12 protein-coding genes, 4 tRNA genes and 1 pseudogene are annotated in these 15948 nt (G+C 55.9%); 8 read left to right on the forward strand and 9 right to left on the reverse strand.

Going from position 1 to position 15948, the window contains the following annotated elements; genetic code table 11:
- Positions 1 to 14: 14 nt before the first annotated feature.
- The 4 genes from PSH65_RS04420 to PSH65_RS04435 form a co-directional block, all read right to left on the reverse strand.
- Positions 15 to 1355, reverse strand: a complete 1341-nt coding sequence (locus PSH65_RS04420) for a sigma-54 dependent transcriptional regulator (protein WP_305425089.1) — start codon at positions 1353 to 1355, stop codon at positions 15 to 17.
- Positions 1356 to 1357: 2 nt separating this feature from the next.
- Positions 1358 to 2947 (reverse strand): PAS domain-containing sensor histidine kinase, encoded by a 1590-nt coding sequence (locus PSH65_RS04425; protein WP_305425090.1) that lies wholly within the window; start codon positions 2945 to 2947, stop codon positions 1358 to 1360.
- The gene (locus tag PSH65_RS04430) at positions 2937 to 3170 is read right to left on the reverse strand and encodes a PP0621 family protein (RefSeq protein ID WP_305425091.1); all 234 of its coding nucleotides are present in this window, start codon (positions 3168 to 3170) and stop codon (positions 2937 to 2939) included. The genes PSH65_RS04425 and PSH65_RS04430 overlap by 11 nt, the downstream gene beginning before the upstream one ends.
- A gap of 136 nt (positions 3171 to 3306) precedes the next feature.
- Entirely contained in the window at positions 3307 to 4329 is a 1023-nt protein-coding gene (locus PSH65_RS04435) for an outer membrane protein assembly factor BamD (protein WP_305425092.1), read from the reverse strand.
- Between the two features lie 152 nt (positions 4330 to 4481).
- On the opposite strand from PSH65_RS04435, the gene rluD reads away from it, so the two are divergent.
- From rluD to PSH65_RS04470, 7 genes are all read left to right on the forward strand, one after another.
- On the forward strand, positions 4482 to 5444 hold the full coding sequence (rluD, locus tag PSH65_RS04440) for a 23S rRNA pseudouridine(1911/1915/1917) synthase RluD (protein WP_038981503.1): 963 nt from the start codon (positions 4482 to 4484) through the stop codon (positions 5442 to 5444).
- On the forward strand, positions 5441 to 6166 hold the full coding sequence (pgeF, locus tag PSH65_RS04445) for a peptidoglycan editing factor PgeF (RefSeq protein ID WP_305425093.1): 726 nt from the start codon (positions 5441 to 5443) through the stop codon (positions 6164 to 6166). Before rluD ends, pgeF begins: the two co-directional genes overlap by 4 nt.
- Before the next feature lie 129 nt (positions 6167 to 6295).
- Complete coding sequence (gene clpB / locus PSH65_RS04450) at positions 6296 to 8860, forward strand: ATP-dependent chaperone ClpB (RefSeq protein ID WP_305425094.1); 2565 nt, start codon at positions 6296 to 6298, stop codon at positions 8858 to 8860.
- 298 nt (positions 8861 to 9158) lie between these two features.
- Positions 9159 to 9234 (forward strand) — tRNA-Asn (locus tag PSH65_RS04455).
- Between the two features lie 9 nt (positions 9235 to 9243).
- Positions 9244 to 9320, forward strand: a tRNA-Pro gene (locus PSH65_RS04460).
- 5 nt (positions 9321 to 9325) lie between these two features.
- Positions 9326 to 9401: transfer RNA gene (locus PSH65_RS04465), tRNA-Lys, on the forward strand.
- 95 nt (positions 9402 to 9496) lie between these two features.
- A tRNA-Pro gene (locus tag PSH65_RS04470) sits at positions 9497 to 9573 on the forward strand.
- A 106-nt stretch (positions 9574 to 9679) separates the two neighbouring features.
- On the opposite strand, the gene PSH65_RS04475 is transcribed toward PSH65_RS04470, so the two are convergent.
- The 4 genes and pseudogenes from PSH65_RS04475 to PSH65_RS04490 all read right to left on the reverse strand — a co-directional run bounded on the left by PSH65_RS04475 (position 9680) and on the right by PSH65_RS04490 (position 12741).
- On the reverse strand, positions 9680 to 10075 hold the full coding sequence (locus PSH65_RS04475) for an EF-hand domain-containing protein (protein ID WP_305425095.1): 396 nt from the start codon (positions 10073 to 10075) through the stop codon (positions 9680 to 9682).
- Between the two features lie 339 nt (positions 10076 to 10414).
- Positions 10415 to 11714: pseudogene (locus PSH65_RS04480) on the reverse strand (NAD(P)/FAD-dependent oxidoreductase).
- A 60-nt stretch (positions 11715 to 11774) separates the two neighbouring features.
- Positions 11775 to 11948, reverse strand: a complete 174-nt coding sequence (locus PSH65_RS04485) for a DUF3094 domain-containing protein (RefSeq protein ID WP_253548430.1) — start codon at positions 11946 to 11948, stop codon at positions 11775 to 11777.
- A gap of 166 nt (positions 11949 to 12114) precedes the next feature.
- Positions 12115 to 12741, reverse strand: a complete 627-nt coding sequence (locus PSH65_RS04490) for a DUF1780 domain-containing protein (RefSeq protein WP_123357369.1) — start codon at positions 12739 to 12741, stop codon at positions 12115 to 12117.
- A gap of 376 nt (positions 12742 to 13117) precedes the next feature.
- On the opposite strand from PSH65_RS04490, the gene PSH65_RS04495 reads away from it, so the two are divergent.
- Complete coding sequence (locus tag PSH65_RS04495) at positions 13118 to 14116, forward strand: TniQ family protein (protein ID WP_305425096.1); 999 nt, start codon at positions 13118 to 13120, stop codon at positions 14114 to 14116.
- 38 nt (positions 14117 to 14154) lie between these two features.
- Here the strand turns inward: PSH65_RS04495 and PSH65_RS04500 are convergent, their stop codons facing one another.
- Positions 14155 to 15858 carry a TnsD family Tn7-like transposition protein gene (locus PSH65_RS04500; RefSeq protein WP_305425097.1) on the reverse strand — a complete coding sequence of 568 codons (1704 nt, stop codon included), beginning with the start codon at positions 15856 to 15858 and terminating at the stop codon, positions 14155 to 14157.
- Between the last annotated feature and the right edge of the window lie 90 nt (positions 15859 to 15948).

Consider the following 15948-nt stretch of genomic DNA (forward strand, 5'->3'; position numbering starts at 1 on the left):
GATCTTTTAACGGTTCAATCCAGCCCCAATTTCTTCAGCCTGTAACGCATCGACCGAAACGACAGATTCAACCGCTGAGCCGCCGCCGTGCGGTTCCAGCGGGTTTCTTCCAGGGCCTGGAGGATGAGTTTGCGTTCGACGTTTTCCAGATAGGCTTCCAGGTTGTCGATCTGCGTCAGGTCCGGCACGTCGCTGTCCGAATTGCAGTTACCTTCCACCAATCGTAGGTCGCTGGCTTCGATTTGTTTGTTCTCGCACAAGGTGTGCGCCCGCTCAAGCATGTTCTCCAATTCCCGCACGTTTCCTGGAAAACGATAGCTTTTCAGTGCGTCGAGGGCTTGCGGATGGAGTTTTGCAGCGGGTTGGCCAGTGCCAGTCGCCAGTCGCTTGAGCATATTGTTGGCCAGAAGCTCAATGTCGTCGCGGCGTTCGCGCAAGGGCGGCACCCGCAGCTCGATCACGTTCAGACGGTAGTACAAGTCCTGGCGAAAGCGTTCGGCGGTGACTTCGGTATCGAGGTCTTTGTGGGTGGCGCAGAGGATACGCACATCGACCACGGTTTCCTGCTGCCCACCGATGCTGCGAACGGCTTTCTCCTGAATCGCCCGCAACAGCTTGACCTGCATCGCCAGCGGCAGGTCAGCCACTTCGTCGAGGAACAAAGTGCCGCCCTGGGCCGCCTGGAACAGCCCGGGTTTGTCTTCGATGGCGCCGCTGAAACTGCCTTTGCGATGGCCGAAAAATTCGCTTTCCATCAATTCCGACGGAATCGCCCCACAGTTCACCGGCACGAATGGTCGGGTGGCGCGTGGGCCTTGATCGTGGATCAGTCGAGCGACCAGCTCCTTGCCGCTGCCGGACTCGCCGCTGATGTACACCGGAGCCTGGCTGCGGGCCAGTTTGTCGATTTGCTTGCGCAGGCTGCGCATTGGCAGTGAGTCGCCCAGTAGACGACGGTCGATGGCACTGCTGGCGCCGCCTGGCGCAGGCAAACTCAGCGCGCAGGTGACCAGTTCGCGCAGGCGGGTGAGGTCGACCGGTTTGGTCAGAAAGTCGAAGGCGCCAGCCTTGAGGGCGTTGATTGCCGTCTCCAGGCTGCCGTAGGCGGTGATCATCGCCACTGGCACTTGCGCATAGCGCTGCTGGATGTGCTGCACCAGCGCCAGACCGGTGCCGTCGGGCAGGCGCATGTCGGTCAGGCACAGGTCGAACGTCTCCCGTGCCAGCAGTGCTTGCGCTTCTGCGAGGTTGCGGGCGCTGAAGGTGTCGAGTTTCATCCGTCCCAGGGTGATTTCCAGGAGTTCGCGGATATCCGGCTCATCATCGACGATCAGGATTTTTTGCCGTGGGCTCATGTTCAACTTTGTTTCCGTCCGTGAGCAAAGGTGATGCGAAAGCAGCCGCCGCCTTGGCGTGGTTTGAAGTCTAGGCGGGCCTGATTGCTTTCGCACAGCTCACGGGACAGATAAAGCCCCAGGCCAGTGCCCTGGCTGCTGGTGGTGAAGAACGGTTCGAACAAATGCGAGCGCTGGTCCGGTGCCACGCCGGGGCCATCATCCAGAACTTCAAGGGTCGGCAACTGGCTGTCCGAGTCAATGAACAACTCGAGCCAGGCCTGTGCCCGATCATGGTTCAGGGCGCTATGGCGCCAGGCGTTGCGCAGCAGATTGTCGAGAATCTGGGTCAGCTGATTCGGATCCATCAGGGTTTTGAAGTCTCCGGAACCGATGCGCAGGTGAATTTGATGACGTTCGGTCGCTCCTTCGCGGGTTTCAGCGACGAAATGCTCCAACCACGGCCGCAGATCCAGCCGTTGCGGCACGGTTTGCTGGCGACGGGACAGTTGCAGGACGTTTTCGATTACCCGATTCATTCGCTGAGAGTGGTCTTGAATAATCTGTGTCAGACGCCGATCCGCGCTGTTCAGTTCCTCGGATTCCTGTAGTAACTGGGCGGCATGACTAATGGCACCCAGTGGATTGCGGATCTCATGGGCAATACCCGCAGTCAGGCGACCGAGGGCGGCGAGTTTCAGTTGCTGGGCCTGTTGGGCGATTTGGGCGAGGTCTTCGAGAAAAACCAGCGTCTGGTGGTGCGGGCTTTGGTCCAGGGCAATAAAGCTTGGTTGCAGCTCCAGCCCATTACTGGCGATTTTCAAGCTTTGCGGGCGCAAAGTCGGATTGTTGAACCACAGTTGGAGCCGCTCGACCAACGCCATCGAATAGTCGTCGATCAACTCGCCATCGAGTTTTTCCTGCCCCAGCAAGGTCAAGGCGCTGTGATTGGCCAGTTGCACACACCGTTGGTCGTCGAGCACCAGAATGCCTGTGCGCATGCGTTGCAGGATCAGTGCGTTGAGGGCTTCGAGGCCGAGCACTTCGCTAGCCCGCTGCTCGGCGAGGGTTTCGCTGACTTCCAGCCTTCGGATCAAGCCTTGCACCAACAATGCTGCGGCAAAACACAGGGCGCCGAGAGTGCCGACTTGCAGGTAATCGTTGGGACTGGTGGGGTGGCTGAAGCTCAGAAGGAAGCTCAACCCCACGATGCCGAGGGCGCCAACTGCCGCAATCAGCAGGCCGATACGCCCGGGCAGCAGGGTATTGCTGATGACCACCGACACGATCAACAGGTTGCCGATGGCGCTAGGCATGCCGCCAGCGGCATAGAACAGGCCGCATAGCAGCAGGACATCGACCAGCGCCAGGCTGAACAACTGCGTCGGGCGCCGGGTGTTCCCCTGAAAGACCACCAGCAGGATATTCAGCACCAGGTACAACCAGCTGCCGTTACGCAGCAAGTCGTCATTGGCGAACGTCAGCAACTGGTTGTCCATGTTGCTGGAGATCAACAGCACCAAGGTGATGCCGATGCTTAAACGGTAGAGGTGATAGAGGCGCAGCAGCCGCTGGGCCTGTTTGTTGCCGGGACTGGAGGTCTCAGCGATCACTGGAGCCCGGGCCTTGCTCAAGATGAGCCTGGCTGCAATACCACTGTTGTTCGAGTTTCAGCGCACGGTCGCGGGGCAGATGTACGCCGCAATGAGCGCAACGGACCATGGGTGGAGCATCTTGCTCTCGCGGCGAGTTGGCGCCCGAAGCCGGGGCCTTGAACTTGCGCCAGAGCCATACCGCAGCGGCAATCAGGGCGATCCAGAACAATAAACGAAGCATGGTGAGCTGCTTTTTGACTAATGAATTGGCAGTTTAGCCAAGGACGGGTCAGGCGCACAGCGCAATACGCTCACCCCTGAAATCCGGTAATAAAAAAGGCGCCTCGAAAGGCGCCTTTTCGGCACAACACTCAGCGTCAGTCGAACACGCCGAAGGTCATGTAGCTGAACCACGAGCGGTCGGTGGTATTGGCTTCGGACTCGTGTTCCTCTTCTTCGATCACATCGCCGTTTTCATCTTTAGGCTTGAGCTCGTTCGGAATCGAGTCCTTGGCATCCTGGAACTGCCTCTGCACGTCCTGGTTGGCGCGGGTTTCACCTGGCGGCAACGGCGGACGGGATTCGATCAGGCCCAGGGTGGCCTTGCTCAGCCACGAACGGTTGTCGGCTTCGTCCTTCGAGGGCACGAACTGACCGTCTACCAGGCTTGGGTGGTTCGGGTAGTTGAGCTTCAGGGTTTCGAGGCTGGTTGCGGCCAGTTCGTCCAGGTGCAGGCGCTGGTAGGCTTCAGTCATCACCGCCAGGCCGTCACCGACCGATGGGGTTTCCTGGAAGTTTTCCACCACGTAACGACCACGGTTCGCGGCGGCGACATAGGCCTGACGGGTCAGGTAGTAGTCAGCAACGTGAATCTCGTAGGAAGCCAGCAGGTTGCGCAGGTAGATCATGCGCTGCTTGGCGTCCGGCGAGTAGCGGCTGTTCGGGAAGCGGCTGGTCAGCTGCGCGAACTCGTTGTAGGAGTCGCGAGCAGCGCCTGGGTCACGCTTGGTCATGTCCAGCGGCAGGAAGCGCGCCAGCAGGCCGACGTCCTGGTCGAAGGAGGTCAGACCCTTGAGGTAGTAGGCGTAATCCACGTTCGGGTGCTGCGGGTGCAGACGAATGAATCGCTCGGCGGCGGACTTCGCAGCCTCAGGCTCGGAGTTCTTGTAGTTGGCGTAGATGAGCTCGAGTTGAGCCTGATCGGCGTAGCGACCGAACGGATAACGCGACTCCAGCGCCTTCAGCTTGGCTGTGGCGGCGGTGTAGCTATTGTTGTCCAGATCGTGCTGAGCCTGCTGGTACAGCTCGACTTCGCTCAGGTTTTCGTCTACGACTTCCTTCGATGAGCAAGCAGCGGTCAATGCGAGGATGGCGATCAGCAGCAGGTGTTTCACTTGCATGGCGGCTTGCGTCCCTATGACGGCCGCTGTCTTGGGCGGGGCCGTCCTGTTATGATGAGCGCCCCGTTGAAAAAGCCTCGGGGCAAAAGACGCCGTATTTAACCACAAGCGCGCAGCCGAAACCAAAGGCTGTGCCGACGCCTAGTCTGAGCATGTCCGATAAAATTGAACTTCGCGCAGAGGTGCCGTCCGAATTGGGCGGCCAACGCCTCGATCAAGTCGCCGCACAACTATTCGCTGAGCACTCGCGCTCGCGCCTTTCCGCCTGGATCAAAGACGGCCGCCTGACTGTGGATGGGGCGGTTATCCGCCCGCGAGACATCGTTCACGGTGGCGCCATTCTTGAACTGACTGCCGAGCAGGAAGCTCAGGGCGAATGGATCGCTCAAGACATCGAGCTGGACATCGTCTATGAAGATGACGACATCCTGGTGATCAACAAGCCTGCGGGCCTGGTGGTGCATCCGGCTGCCGGTCATGCTGACGGCACCTTGCTCAACGCCTTGCTGCACCACGTGCCGGACATCATCAATGTGCCCCGCGCCGGTATCGTACATCGCCTGGACAAGGACACCACCGGTCTGATGGTGGTGGCCAAGACCATTCAGGCGCAGACACAGCTTGTCACGCAATTGCAGAGCCGCAGCGTCAGCCGGATCTATGAGTGCATCGTGATCGGTGTGGTGACGGCCGGCGGCAAGATCAACGCGCCGATCGGTCGCCATGGCCAGCAACGCCAGCGCATGGCCGTGATGGAAGGTGGCAAGCAAGCCGTCAGCCATTACCGCGTGCTCGAGCGTTTCCGTTCCCACACTCACGTCCGGGTGAAGCTGGAAACCGGTCGTACGCACCAGATTCGCGTGCACATGGCGCACATCAACTACCCGTTGGTCGGAGATCCTGCCTATGGCGGCCGTTTCCGTATTCCGCCGGCCGCCAGTGTGACCATGGTCGAATCCCTGAAGAATTTCCCGCGTCAGGCGCTGCATGCGCGGTTCCTGGAGCTGGATCACCCGACCACCGGTAAACGCATGAGCTGGGAATCGCCACTGCCCGACGATTTCGTCTGGTTGCTGACACTGCTCAAGCAAGACCGTGAGGCGTTCATCGGATGAGTGACTGGCTGATTCCCGACTGGCCTGCGCCTGCCGGGGTGAAAGCCTGCGTTACCACCCGTGCGGGCGGCGTCAGTCTGGCGCCGTTCGACAGCCTCAACCTGGGCGATCATGTCGACGATAGCCCCGAAGCCGTCGCCGAGAATCGCCGTCGCCTCACCGATCGTTTCTCTATTCAACCCGCCTGGTTAAAGCAGGTTCACGGCATTGTCGTGGCCCAAGCGGATCCAAGCCTGGTCGCCACCGCTGACGCCAGCTGGACGGCTACACCCGGTATCGCTTGCACCGCGATGACCGCCGACTGCCTTCCGGCGCTGTTTTGCGACCGTGCCGGCACCCGCGTCGCTGCCGCCCATGCCGGTTGGCGCGGGTTGGCGGCGGGTGTGCTGGAAGCGACCCTCGACAGTCTGGCCGTGCCGCCTGAAGACGTGCTGGTCTGGCTTGGCCCGGCCATTGGCCCACAAGCCTTTGAAGTTGGCCCGGAAGTGCGCGAAACCTTCGTCGAGCAATTGCCTGAAGCCGCCAAAGCCTTTGTGCCGAGCCAAAACGCCGGCAAGTTCATGGCTGACATCTATGAGTTGGCGCGTTTGCGTCTGGCCGCTCGCGGGGTTACCGCTGTTTATGGTGGCGGTTTCTGCACCGTGACCGATCCACGCTTCTTTTCTTACCGCCGCAGTCCTCGCACCGGCCGGTTTGCCTCTCTGATCTGGCTCAAGCGCTAGACTTCTCTGATCTGCATCAACTCCACGACGCTTGAATCTCCCAGAATCGACCACATCTATAGCGGTATCTGGCAGGTTTCTTCATTCAGGATGTTTATAGGTCCGGCCTGCTCAAAAGGAAGGTGACCCATGCGTATAGACCGTTTAACCAGCAAGTTGCAGTTAGCCTTGTCCGACGCCCAATCTCTGGCCGTCGGCCTCGATCATCCGGCCATTGAGCCGGCGCATTTGATGCAGGCCATGCTTGAACAGCAGGGTGGTTCGATCAAACCCCTGCTGATGCAGGTGGGTTTTGACGTCAACAGCTTGCGTAAAGAGCTGACCAAAGCCCTCGATCAGCTGCCGAAAATCCAGAACCCCACCGGCGACGTGAACATGTCGCAGGATCTGGCGCGCCTGCTCAATCAGGCTGACCGCCTGGCCCAGCAGAAGGGTGATCAATTCATCTCCAGCGAACTGGTGTTGCTCGCCGCCATGGATGAGAACAGCAAGCTCGGCAAATTGTTGCTGGGCCAGGGCGTTAGCAAGAAAGCCCTGGAAAACGCGATCAACAACCTGCGCGGTGGAGAGGCAGTCAATGATGCCAACCACGAAGAGTCACGCCAGGCGCTCGACAAGTACACCATTGACCTGACCAAGCGCGCCGAAGAAGGCAAGCTCGATCCAGTGATCGGCCGTGACGACGAAATTCGCCGCACCATTCAGGTCCTGCAACGCCGCACCAAGAACAACCCGGTACTGATCGGTGAGCCTGGCGTGGGTAAAACCGCCATCGCCGAAGGCCTGGCCCAGCGCATCATCAACGGCGAAGTGCCGGATGGCCTGAGAGGCAAGCGTCTGTTGTCCCTCGACATGGGCGCTTTGATTGCCGGTGCCAAATACCGCGGCGAGTTCGAAGAGCGCCTCAAATCCCTGCTCAACGAACTGTCGAAGCAGGAAGGGCAGATCATTCTGTTCATCGACGAACTGCACACCATGGTCGGCGCCGGTAAAGGCGAAGGCTCGATGGACGCCGGCAACATGCTCAAGCCTGCCTTGGCTCGTGGTGAACTGCACTGCGTCGGCGCGACCACGCTCAACGAGTACCGCCAATATATAGAGAAGGACGCGGCTCTCGAGCGGCGCTTCCAGAAAGTCTTGGTGGATGAACCGAGCGAAGAAGACACCATCGCCATCCTGCGTGGCCTGAAAGAGCGTTACGAGGTTCACCACAAGGTGGCGATCACCGACGGCGCGATCATCGCCGCGGCCAAGCTCAGTCATCGCTACATCACCGACCGTCAGCTGCCGGACAAAGCCATCGACCTGATCGACGAAGCCGCCAGCCGCATCCGCATGGAGATCGACTCCAAGCCGGAAGTGCTGGACCGTCTGGAGCGTCGCCTGATTCAGCTGAAGGTGGAATCCCAGGCGCTGAAGAAAGAAAGCGACGACGCGGCGAAGAAACGTCTGGAGAAATTGCAGGAAGAAATCGTTCGTCACGAGCGTGAATATTCGGACCTCGAAGAAATCTGGAACTCGGAAAAAGCCGAAGTCCAGGGTTCGGCACAGATCCAGCAAAAGATCGAACAGTCCCGTCAGGAGCTGGAAGCCGCACGCCGTAAGGGCGACTTGAATCGCATGGCCGAGTTGCAATACGGGGTGATCCCGGACCTGGAGCGCAGCCTGCAAATGGTCGATCAGCATGGCAAAAGCGAAAACCAGCTACTGCGCAGCAAGGTAACTGAAGAAGAGATCGCCGAAGTCGTGTCGAAGTGGACCGGCATCCCCGTGGCGAAAATGCTCGAGGGCGAGCGCGAAAAACTGATGAAGATGGAAAGCCTGCTGCACCAGCGTGTGATCGGCCAGGACGAAGCAGTGATCGCGGTCTCCAACGCAGTGCGGCGTTCCCGTGCCGGGTTGTCCGATCCGAATCGCCCGAGCGGTTCGTTCATGTTCCTCGGCCCGACTGGTGTCGGTAAAACCGAGTTGTGCAAGGCGCTGGCCGAGTTCCTGTTCGATACCGAAGAGGCGATGGTGCGGATCGACATGTCCGAGTTCATGGAGAAACATTCCGTGGCTCGACTGATCGGCGCGCCACCGGGCTACGTGGGCTATGAAGAGGGCGGTTACCTGACCGAGGCGGTGCGTCGCAAGCCTTATTCGGTGATCCTCCTGGACGAGGTCGAGAAGGCCCACCCGGATGTGTTCAACATTTTGCTGCAAGTGCTCGAAGATGGCCGTTTGACCGACAGCCATGGCCGCACGGTGGATTTCAAAAATACCGTGATCGTCATGACCTCCAACCTCGGTTCGGTGCAGATTCAGGAGCTGGTAGGGGATCGCGAAGCGCAGCGCGCGGCGGTGATGGATGCGATTTCCACGCACTTCCGGCCGGAGTTCATCAACCGGGTCGACGAAGTGGTGATTTTCGAGCCGCTGGCTCGGGATCAGATCGCCGGCATTACCGAGATCCAGTTGGGTCGCCTGCGTAGTCGCCTGACCGAGCGTGAGCTGAAGCTTGAGCTGAGTCCGGAAGCGATGGATAAGCTGATCGCCGTCGGTTACGACCCGGTCTATGGCGCACGGCCGCTCAAACGGGCGATCCAGCGCTGGATCGAGAACCCGTTGGCACAGCTGATTCTGTCGGGTCGATTCATGCCCGGGGAGACCGCCAAAGGTGTGGTGGAGAACGACGAAATCGTCTTTGTCTGATCCACGGCGGCAACAAAATGAAAGAGGCCTCGCATTGCGAGGCCTTTTTTTCGCCAGGCTGTTGAACTCAAAGGAAAAGGCTTGTAAAGTGCGCCCCGCAGTAAGTCACCCCAAGGGGTTTCTGCTCCCCAAGCAGGAATCTGAAATAAGTTGCAAATCATTAACTTGAAAGCAATTTAGGGGGTTGACAGAGGTGCTTAAGATTGTAGAATAGCGCGCCTCAGACACACGAACGCAGCGATGCGAACGGGTCGAAGAGGTGAAGCAAGCTTCACAGTTGTAAATTGAAATATGTAGTTCCGTGATAGCTCAGTCGGTAGAGCAAATGACTGTTAATCATTGGGTCCCAGGTTCGAGTCCTGGTCACGGAGCCAATTTCAAACCGGGGTATAGCGCAGTCCGGTAGCGCGCCTGCTTTGGGAGCAGGATGTCAGGAGTTCGAATCCCCTTACCCCGACCATTTTTGGGTCGTTAGCTCAGTTGGTAGAGCAGTTGGCTTTTAACCAATTGGTCGTAGGTTCGAATCCCACACGACCCACCATTTTTGAAACCAGTTAGCGCTGGAATCGAATCTTAAGATCAGACGCCAAAAGCTCTGTTCGCAGAAGGCGCCTTTCAAAGGTGCCTTTTTTTTACCGGGGTATAGCGCAGTCCGGTAGCGCGCCTGCTTTGGGAGCAGGATGTCAGGAGTTCGAATCCCCTTACCCCGACCATATTAAAAATCCTCGTATCGAAAGATACGGGGATTTTTTTTGCCTGCTGCAAATGCAAAAAAGCCCTGCTTCTCGATGGAGAGGCAGGGCTTGGGCCTTCAGAGGCTTAACTATTGTCTTTCAGGTGCTCGAACAAGCCCTTCGGCATTTTTTTGCCATTGGCTTCGTAGTTGGTTTTCACGTTATCAAAAGCCTCTTGTTCGTCGATTTGGCCATCATGGTTGGTGTCGATCTTGTCGAAGTCAGCTTTGGGCGCCACTTTCAAAAATTCCGCGCGGGATACCTTGCCGTCATCATCGGTATCGGTTTTCGCCATCGAAGCATCGCCGCACTTGCCTTCGCCACATTTACCTTCCGGCGTCTTCACGGCCTGTTCCGCCGAGGCCAGCAGGTAGCCCTGGGTCAGCGGCTGCGAAGCGAATACGGAACCGGACAACATCATGCCTGCGGCCAGGACAGCACCGAGCAGGCCGACGGTGTTTTTGCTGAGAGTACGGGGCATTACAAATCTCCTGGGTTGCACGACACAACCGCTCGATAAAGGACGCCACGTGAGTGCGGCGATGACCGAAGCAGGCAGTGCCTTGCTCGGGTGTGGCCATTTAGCGGGCGTGGTGTATCGCTACTGTGTCGCGCAAGGGGGGGCTTTGTAAGCGAAGGGGCGCAATCGGGGAGAGGGATACAGTGAGACACGGAAGTGTCCGCAGGTTAGACCGAGGCGCCTGCATCGCGGGCAAGCCACGCTCCCACAGATTATGTGTCGGTCCCAGATTCCGTGGTTGACCCATAACCTGTGGGAGCGTGGCTTGCCCGCGATGAGGCCCTGACAGACGCCGAAAACTTAGTGCAGCTTCAGCCGCGGCTCAGTCCCGCGCCCAATCTTGCTGCCCAGCATCAACATCGCCGTGCGGAACGCGCCATACAGCGCCATCTGGTGCATGCGATACAGCGACACGTAAAACATCCGTGCCAGCCAGCCCTCGAGCATCACGCTACCGGTGAGGTTGCCCATCAAGTTACCCACGGCCGAAAAACGCGACAGCGAAATCAGCGAGCCATAATCGGTGTATTTGTACTCCGGCAGGGCTTTGTCTTCGATCCGCAGTTTCAGCGATTTGGCCAGCAACGAAGCCTGCTGATGCGCAGCCTGGGCGCGCGGCGGCACATTGCGGTCGGTGCCCGGTTGCGGGCAGGCTGCGCAGTCACCGAAGGCGAAGATGTTCTCGTCGCGGGTGGTTTGCAGGGTCGGCAGCACTTGCAGTTGATTGATACGGTTGGTTTCCAGGCCATCGATGTCCTTGAGGAAGCCCGGGGCACGAATCCCGGCGGCCCAGACTTTCAGGCTCGCATTGATCACTTTGCCGTCGGCGGTAATCAAGCTGTCAGCCGTCACTTCGCTGACCGCCGCATTGGTCATCACGTTGACCCCGAGTTTCTCCAGGGTTTTATGCACAGGCCCGCCGATTCGTTCCGGCAGGGCAGGCAGCACCCGTGGCCCGGCTTCGATCAGGGTGATGTGCATGTTTTCCGGTTTGATCCGGTCCAGGCCGTAGGCCGCGAGTTCATGGGCGGCGTTGTGCAGTTCCGCTGCCAGTTCGACCCCGGTGGCCCCGGCGCCGACGATGGCCACGCTGATCTGCTGAACTGCGTCAGTTTGCCCGGCGTGGGCGCGCAGATAGTGATTGAGCAATTGCTGATGGAAGCGCTCGGCCTGTTTGCGGGTATCGAGGAACAAGCAGTGCTGCGCCGCGCCTTGCGTGCCGAAATCGTTGTGTGGTGCTGCCGACGGCAATCACCAGCGAGTCGTAAGCTACTTCGCGCGCCGGCACCAGTTCCAGACCGGCCTCGTCGTAGGTGGCGGCCAGCTGGATCTTCTTCTGTGCGCGATCGAGCCCGCTCATGCGCCCCAGCTGGAACTCGAAGTGGTTCCATTTTGCCTGGGCAACATAGTTGAGTTCGTCTTCGGAAGAGTTCAGGGAACCTGCCGCCACTTCGTGCAACAACGGTTTCCAGATGTGGGTCAGGTTCGCGTCGACCAGCATCACACTGGCCGTGCCGCGCTTGCCCAGAGTCTTACCCAGACGGGTAGCCAACTCCAGACCGCCGGCGCCGCCGCCAACGATGACAATACGATGAGTCATGGGGATATCTCGCAAGGCTAAAAGAAATCGGTGCAATTACCCGAGCGAGCGCGATGCAGCTCATAGCGTCAGGTAACTGATAAAACGGCTCAACAGGCCTAAACCAATGGTCACTGCCAACACCACCACCAGGAGCATCCACGGCCGGAAAGGCCGGCGCTCGACTTGGTGCTGGGACAGGCGCAGGTACTCTTCGACATGCTTCTGGTCGTCCGGGTTCAGGCGGCTGGTCATATTGGGCCTCGTCAGGTAGACGTTGCTGAATGTTTAGAAGCTACAGTGGGGGAGATCCTGCGTTGAACGGAGCATAGTCGCTGGCTGGAATGGCTCGACATGTACCGTATCGTCCAGGCGAATGATTCCACTTTGTAACACTCGGCCAGCAACTCCTGCAACGGACTCACAGGCTGATCCCTACGTCGAAAACGATGCTGCGACCCAGATTGCTGCGCAAGAAATCTGGAGCATCCGGGTGGGCGAATAACACTCGGGCGAAGGTCGGGCCGACCAGTGACAACGAGCGCCAGCCCTGACGCAGGTACTCGGTGGGAGGAGGAAAGTGGCTGTTGAGGTCCAGCACTTCGCGCTTGAGGCTGGCGAAGGCGATGATGTCCAGCTCCCCCAGGTCCATGCCGCGCTCTTTATAGTTGTGGGCTTTTTTGCGCAAGGTCGGCGCCAGTCTCAGCAGAAATTCATTGGCCGGGATGCGCCGGGGCTTGGCCTCGCGACGCACCAGCTGGCTCAGGGAAAACGCGCTGCGTCGACGTTGCAGCTCGTCACGCCATTCGTCGTTGAGGCGCCGGCCTTCGTCGAGTACGAAAAACACCTCGAAATTCGCGTCGCGGAACAACACGTCCGGCGGCTCCCCCGCGGGGGCAAATTCGTCGGCGCGATAGGGAATGTTCAAGCCTTGTAGCAGGCGCTGACAAACCCAACGCTCACGCTCCCATTTGCGGGCATTGGAGAGGAACGTGTTGGCTTGCTCGGCCGCAATGGTCAGCAGGCGTAAATAATCTGAGTCATCCATAGGCCCAAGCTTAGCGTTCATTTGTGATCCTTAAGAATAAAGTCGGTCGCAAAATAAAAAAGTCTGGCGCGATTTCGAGTCGTACTGCGAGACGTGGGTAAGGGAGGAGCTGGCTGAATGCTTCCTTGGCAGCAGATCATTGGTGGTGGGCGCTCGTTCGCCTGGATGAGATCATTTTCACACCATCCCCTTTCTGCGGGGGGAAGGCTGGCTGTGTATGGAGGTTGAGAGTCTTTGATCACGCCATCTTCAGATGGCCGCGTGGAGGTTAGATGTAAAAATGGTGATGGTAATTGGAGTTAACTCGACGTTAGATAGACTTTGCGTATTTGTTATTGTATTTTTTTGAGCCTTGGTTTTGATGTGAGGCAATGTCGTGGTTGATGCCGTTAAATTTCTATTGTCTTCGTTTCCTGATGAAAGCTTAGCGTCTCTTCTCTCTCGTTATCACGTTGTCTCCGGTGGGTATTCAGTCACTGAAACAATTTTGGACCTGTTTGGAAAGAAAGCATCTAACCTGTCGTCATTAAGTGTTGATGATGTTAGGGGGGTGTTGAGTCGATTTGGTGATAAAAGTATAGAAGTTGCTCAAGGCCTGATATACAGCAATAGTATGCTCCCATTATATGCAGCCTTTGTTGCTCGTAATGTCAGATTTTTGGACGGTTTAGTGGGCGGTGAAGAGATATACTCGTCGAAGTCTATCTCAGGTGAGGAAAATAAAGTTTGGGTTTGTCCTGAATGTTTGGAGGAGGATCGTAAGAAATATGGAGTGGCTTATTTGCATCGTTCTCACCAAATCCCCGGTGTGTATTCATGTTGGAAGCACGGTATAAGAGTTTTCAGTGCGTGCCCAGACTGCTCTAGTGGTTTTTTGAAAAGAGCTGAGGTGTTAAATGTACATATCGCCGGATGCGATTGTGGATGGCGTGGCTCAATTTCAGTCGAAGAGCGAGATATAACTGGCCAGTTATTCTCAGTTTTTTCAAGAGAATTTATGATTGCCAATCTAGCGCCTATACCTAGTAAGGTTCTAGCTAGAGCTTTTAACAAAGCTATAGGAGAGCGAGTTTTAGGGCGTGGGTGTGGATTGGATGATATAAACGATTATATTTATTCGAGTTTTGATGGCGGCTTTTTGAGTAAGGTTCTTGGTGGATGGCGAAATCCTTCAACAAGAATAATTTTCCCTAGAAATAATGTAGCAGCAGCTCCGCTATCCAGAAAGCTTTTAACTGGATTCTGTTTGTTTGATACCTTCGAAAAATTCTTGGCGGCTATTCAATGTGAATATGAGCGCTTAAGTGATAATGAGTCGAAACACAGGTTGAGAGTTGACGGGCGTCAAAGACTCTATGAAGAGCTGAGTTTATGAAGTGAGAGGTATAAATAGGCAGAAAGTGGTTGCAGTGCTCAAGGTTTGCTAATGATGTTACTAGCAGTTAAAACTTCGTAGGTTTTTGGTAGCTTTCCCAGATTTCTAATGTGTTTTTTAAGTCTAGGTACTCGATTGAATATATTGGACAGGGATAGACATTTGTTCTCTTGCAGCGATTGTATAGCGGGAAGCAGCAAGGCCAATAGCGCGTTGTCCCTGGTTTTCCAGAGTGAAAGCCTGTTATTGGTTGTGTGTTTTGTTCTCGTTTTGTTGATGTTTTTAAGCCATTTTTGATCATGCCTATAGAGCCATGTGTAAGCCTGGCTATCGAGCTCTCGGAGTTCTCTTATGGTTTCGTTTTTGTGCAGCTGAATGTTAAGGGTCCAACGCTGACGATATGATTTAATAAGGGTTTTATGCTTTTCTGTCCTATGTGCCAGATAAATTTCAGGGTTAGCCCTTAGCAAAATCTTTAAGGTCTTTATGGACACTTGATATAGATCTGAGATTTTTTGTAAGTCGATGCATTTGCCTAATTCATTTAGGATTGAGGCACGTATCAGAGGCGTAAGTTTCTTCGGTCTTTTGGGGTACGGTACTCCGCAACGCTCTGCATGGATGATGAGTGTTTCAATGTTAATCCCTAATATTTTTGATGCTTCTTTACTACTACATTTTACGGTGTTTTTTAATGCTAATATTTTTGCACTTAGGTTCGATTTGGTCTTCGAGGTGGAAACTGCTCCTGCTGAAGAACGGAGCGCAGAAATGGGATGATTGTTTATGATGTTTCTGTTGTAGGCTTTCCAAAAGGTTTCCCATGAGCCATATAAAAAATAGACAAAACAAAGATGACGAAGTGGGTGTGTGTTTGAGGCTCTTTTTTTGAACAGTGTTGCTAATTGTGATTTTGCTTCTTGTGCTGTCAAGGGTAACACGGAAAGCTCTGGTATATTGATTAGGTCGCGTATTGCAAGGCAGTAGCTATGCGAGAGGTCTGTTAACAGCAGCTTTGAGTTAGCTCTGAGTGTTAAGAATTCCAACGCTTTATAATGTGTTTTTAGCACTGTTTCTTGGTCGAGTGATATTTCTAAAGAAAGCCTGCCGTAGGTTTCGCATATTGAACTCAGTCTTGAGACACTGGTGAGTGGCTCGGTGTTTATTAAGGTATGTCCTTCCGTGTTTAGAGGTAGCAGGGTATTAAGGGATGGCAGCTGCCAGATTTTTATTCGAAATAGTTCAGCGTCGACTGAATGTTCTTGTAGTAGTAGCTTGTGCACCTTGCAGTACCAGACCCCCGGATATTGATGCGAAAGATGCCAATAGGGGGTTGAGTATTTTTCTAAGTCTGCCTTTATACAAGCTGAGCACGCTTTGAGAGGCAGTCTTGAGGGAAAGCTACTGCTCATTAATCCTAATCTATATTTCGCAGATACTACGGCTTTTGTACTTGAAACTAATGCTGCATGTAGTATCTGTGATTTAAATTGCTCTGATTGCCAGTGCAGAAAGAACGGAAGCACTGAGTGGTTATTGATGATTTCCTGCGGTGAGCCTAGAACACCTTTGCTATTCCTCGTGAGCGCATCAAGGCGTGCGGGAAAGTCAGTCCGGCTTCCCACGTATGGGTGATCGAAAAGGCTTACGCATGTGTCAGCGTGGGAGGTATTTCCGCTAACGCAGTGCTCGCGGCAACAGAGGCTATACAGCGTTTCATCGGGCAGCCATTTCAGGGGCATCTCAAGGCTCCTAATTAAATCGCGTGCAACACATGCTGACAGATGGCAGGTCAACGGCTTTGGGCTGGAAGTCCACCTGTCAGGTGTCCC

It is taken from the genome of Pseudomonas sp. FP603, assembly GCF_030687415.1.
Lineage (GTDB): Bacteria > Pseudomonadota > Gammaproteobacteria > Pseudomonadales > Pseudomonadaceae > Aquipseudomonas > Aquipseudomonas wuhanensis.

Coding starts and splice junctions, on each gene's coding strand:
- PSH65_RS04490 (WP_123357369.1), bottom strand. CDS start 12,741: ATGGATGACTCAGATTATTTACGCCTGCTGACCATTGCGGCCGAGCAA.
- PSH65_RS04420 (WP_305425089.1), bottom strand. CDS start 1,355: ATGAGCCCACGGCAAAAAATCCTGATCGTCGATGATGAGCCGGATATC.
- PSH65_RS04475 (WP_305425095.1), bottom strand. CDS start 10,075: ATGCCCCGTACTCTCAGCAAAAACACCGTCGGCCTGCTCGGTGCTGTC.
- rluD (WP_038981503.1), top strand. CDS start 4,482: ATGTCCGATAAAATTGAACTTCGCGCAGAGGTGCCGTCCGAATTGGGC.
- clpB (WP_305425094.1), top strand. CDS start 6,296: ATGCGTATAGACCGTTTAACCAGCAAGTTGCAGTTAGCCTTGTCCGAC.
- pgeF (WP_305425093.1), top strand. CDS start 5,441: ATGAGTGACTGGCTGATTCCCGACTGGCCTGCGCCTGCCGGGGTGAAA.
- PSH65_RS04500 (WP_305425097.1), bottom strand. CDS start 15,858: ATGCCCCTGAAATGGCTGCCCGATGAAACGCTGTATAGCCTCTGTTGC.
- PSH65_RS04485 (WP_253548430.1), bottom strand. CDS start 11,948: ATGACCAGCCGCCTGAACCCGGACGACCAGAAGCATGTCGAAGAGTAC.
- PSH65_RS04430 (WP_305425091.1), bottom strand. CDS start 3,170: ATGCTTCGTTTATTGTTCTGGATCGCCCTGATTGCCGCTGCGGTATGG.
- PSH65_RS04435 (WP_305425092.1), bottom strand. CDS start 4,329: ATGCAAGTGAAACACCTGCTGCTGATCGCCATCCTCGCATTGACCGCT.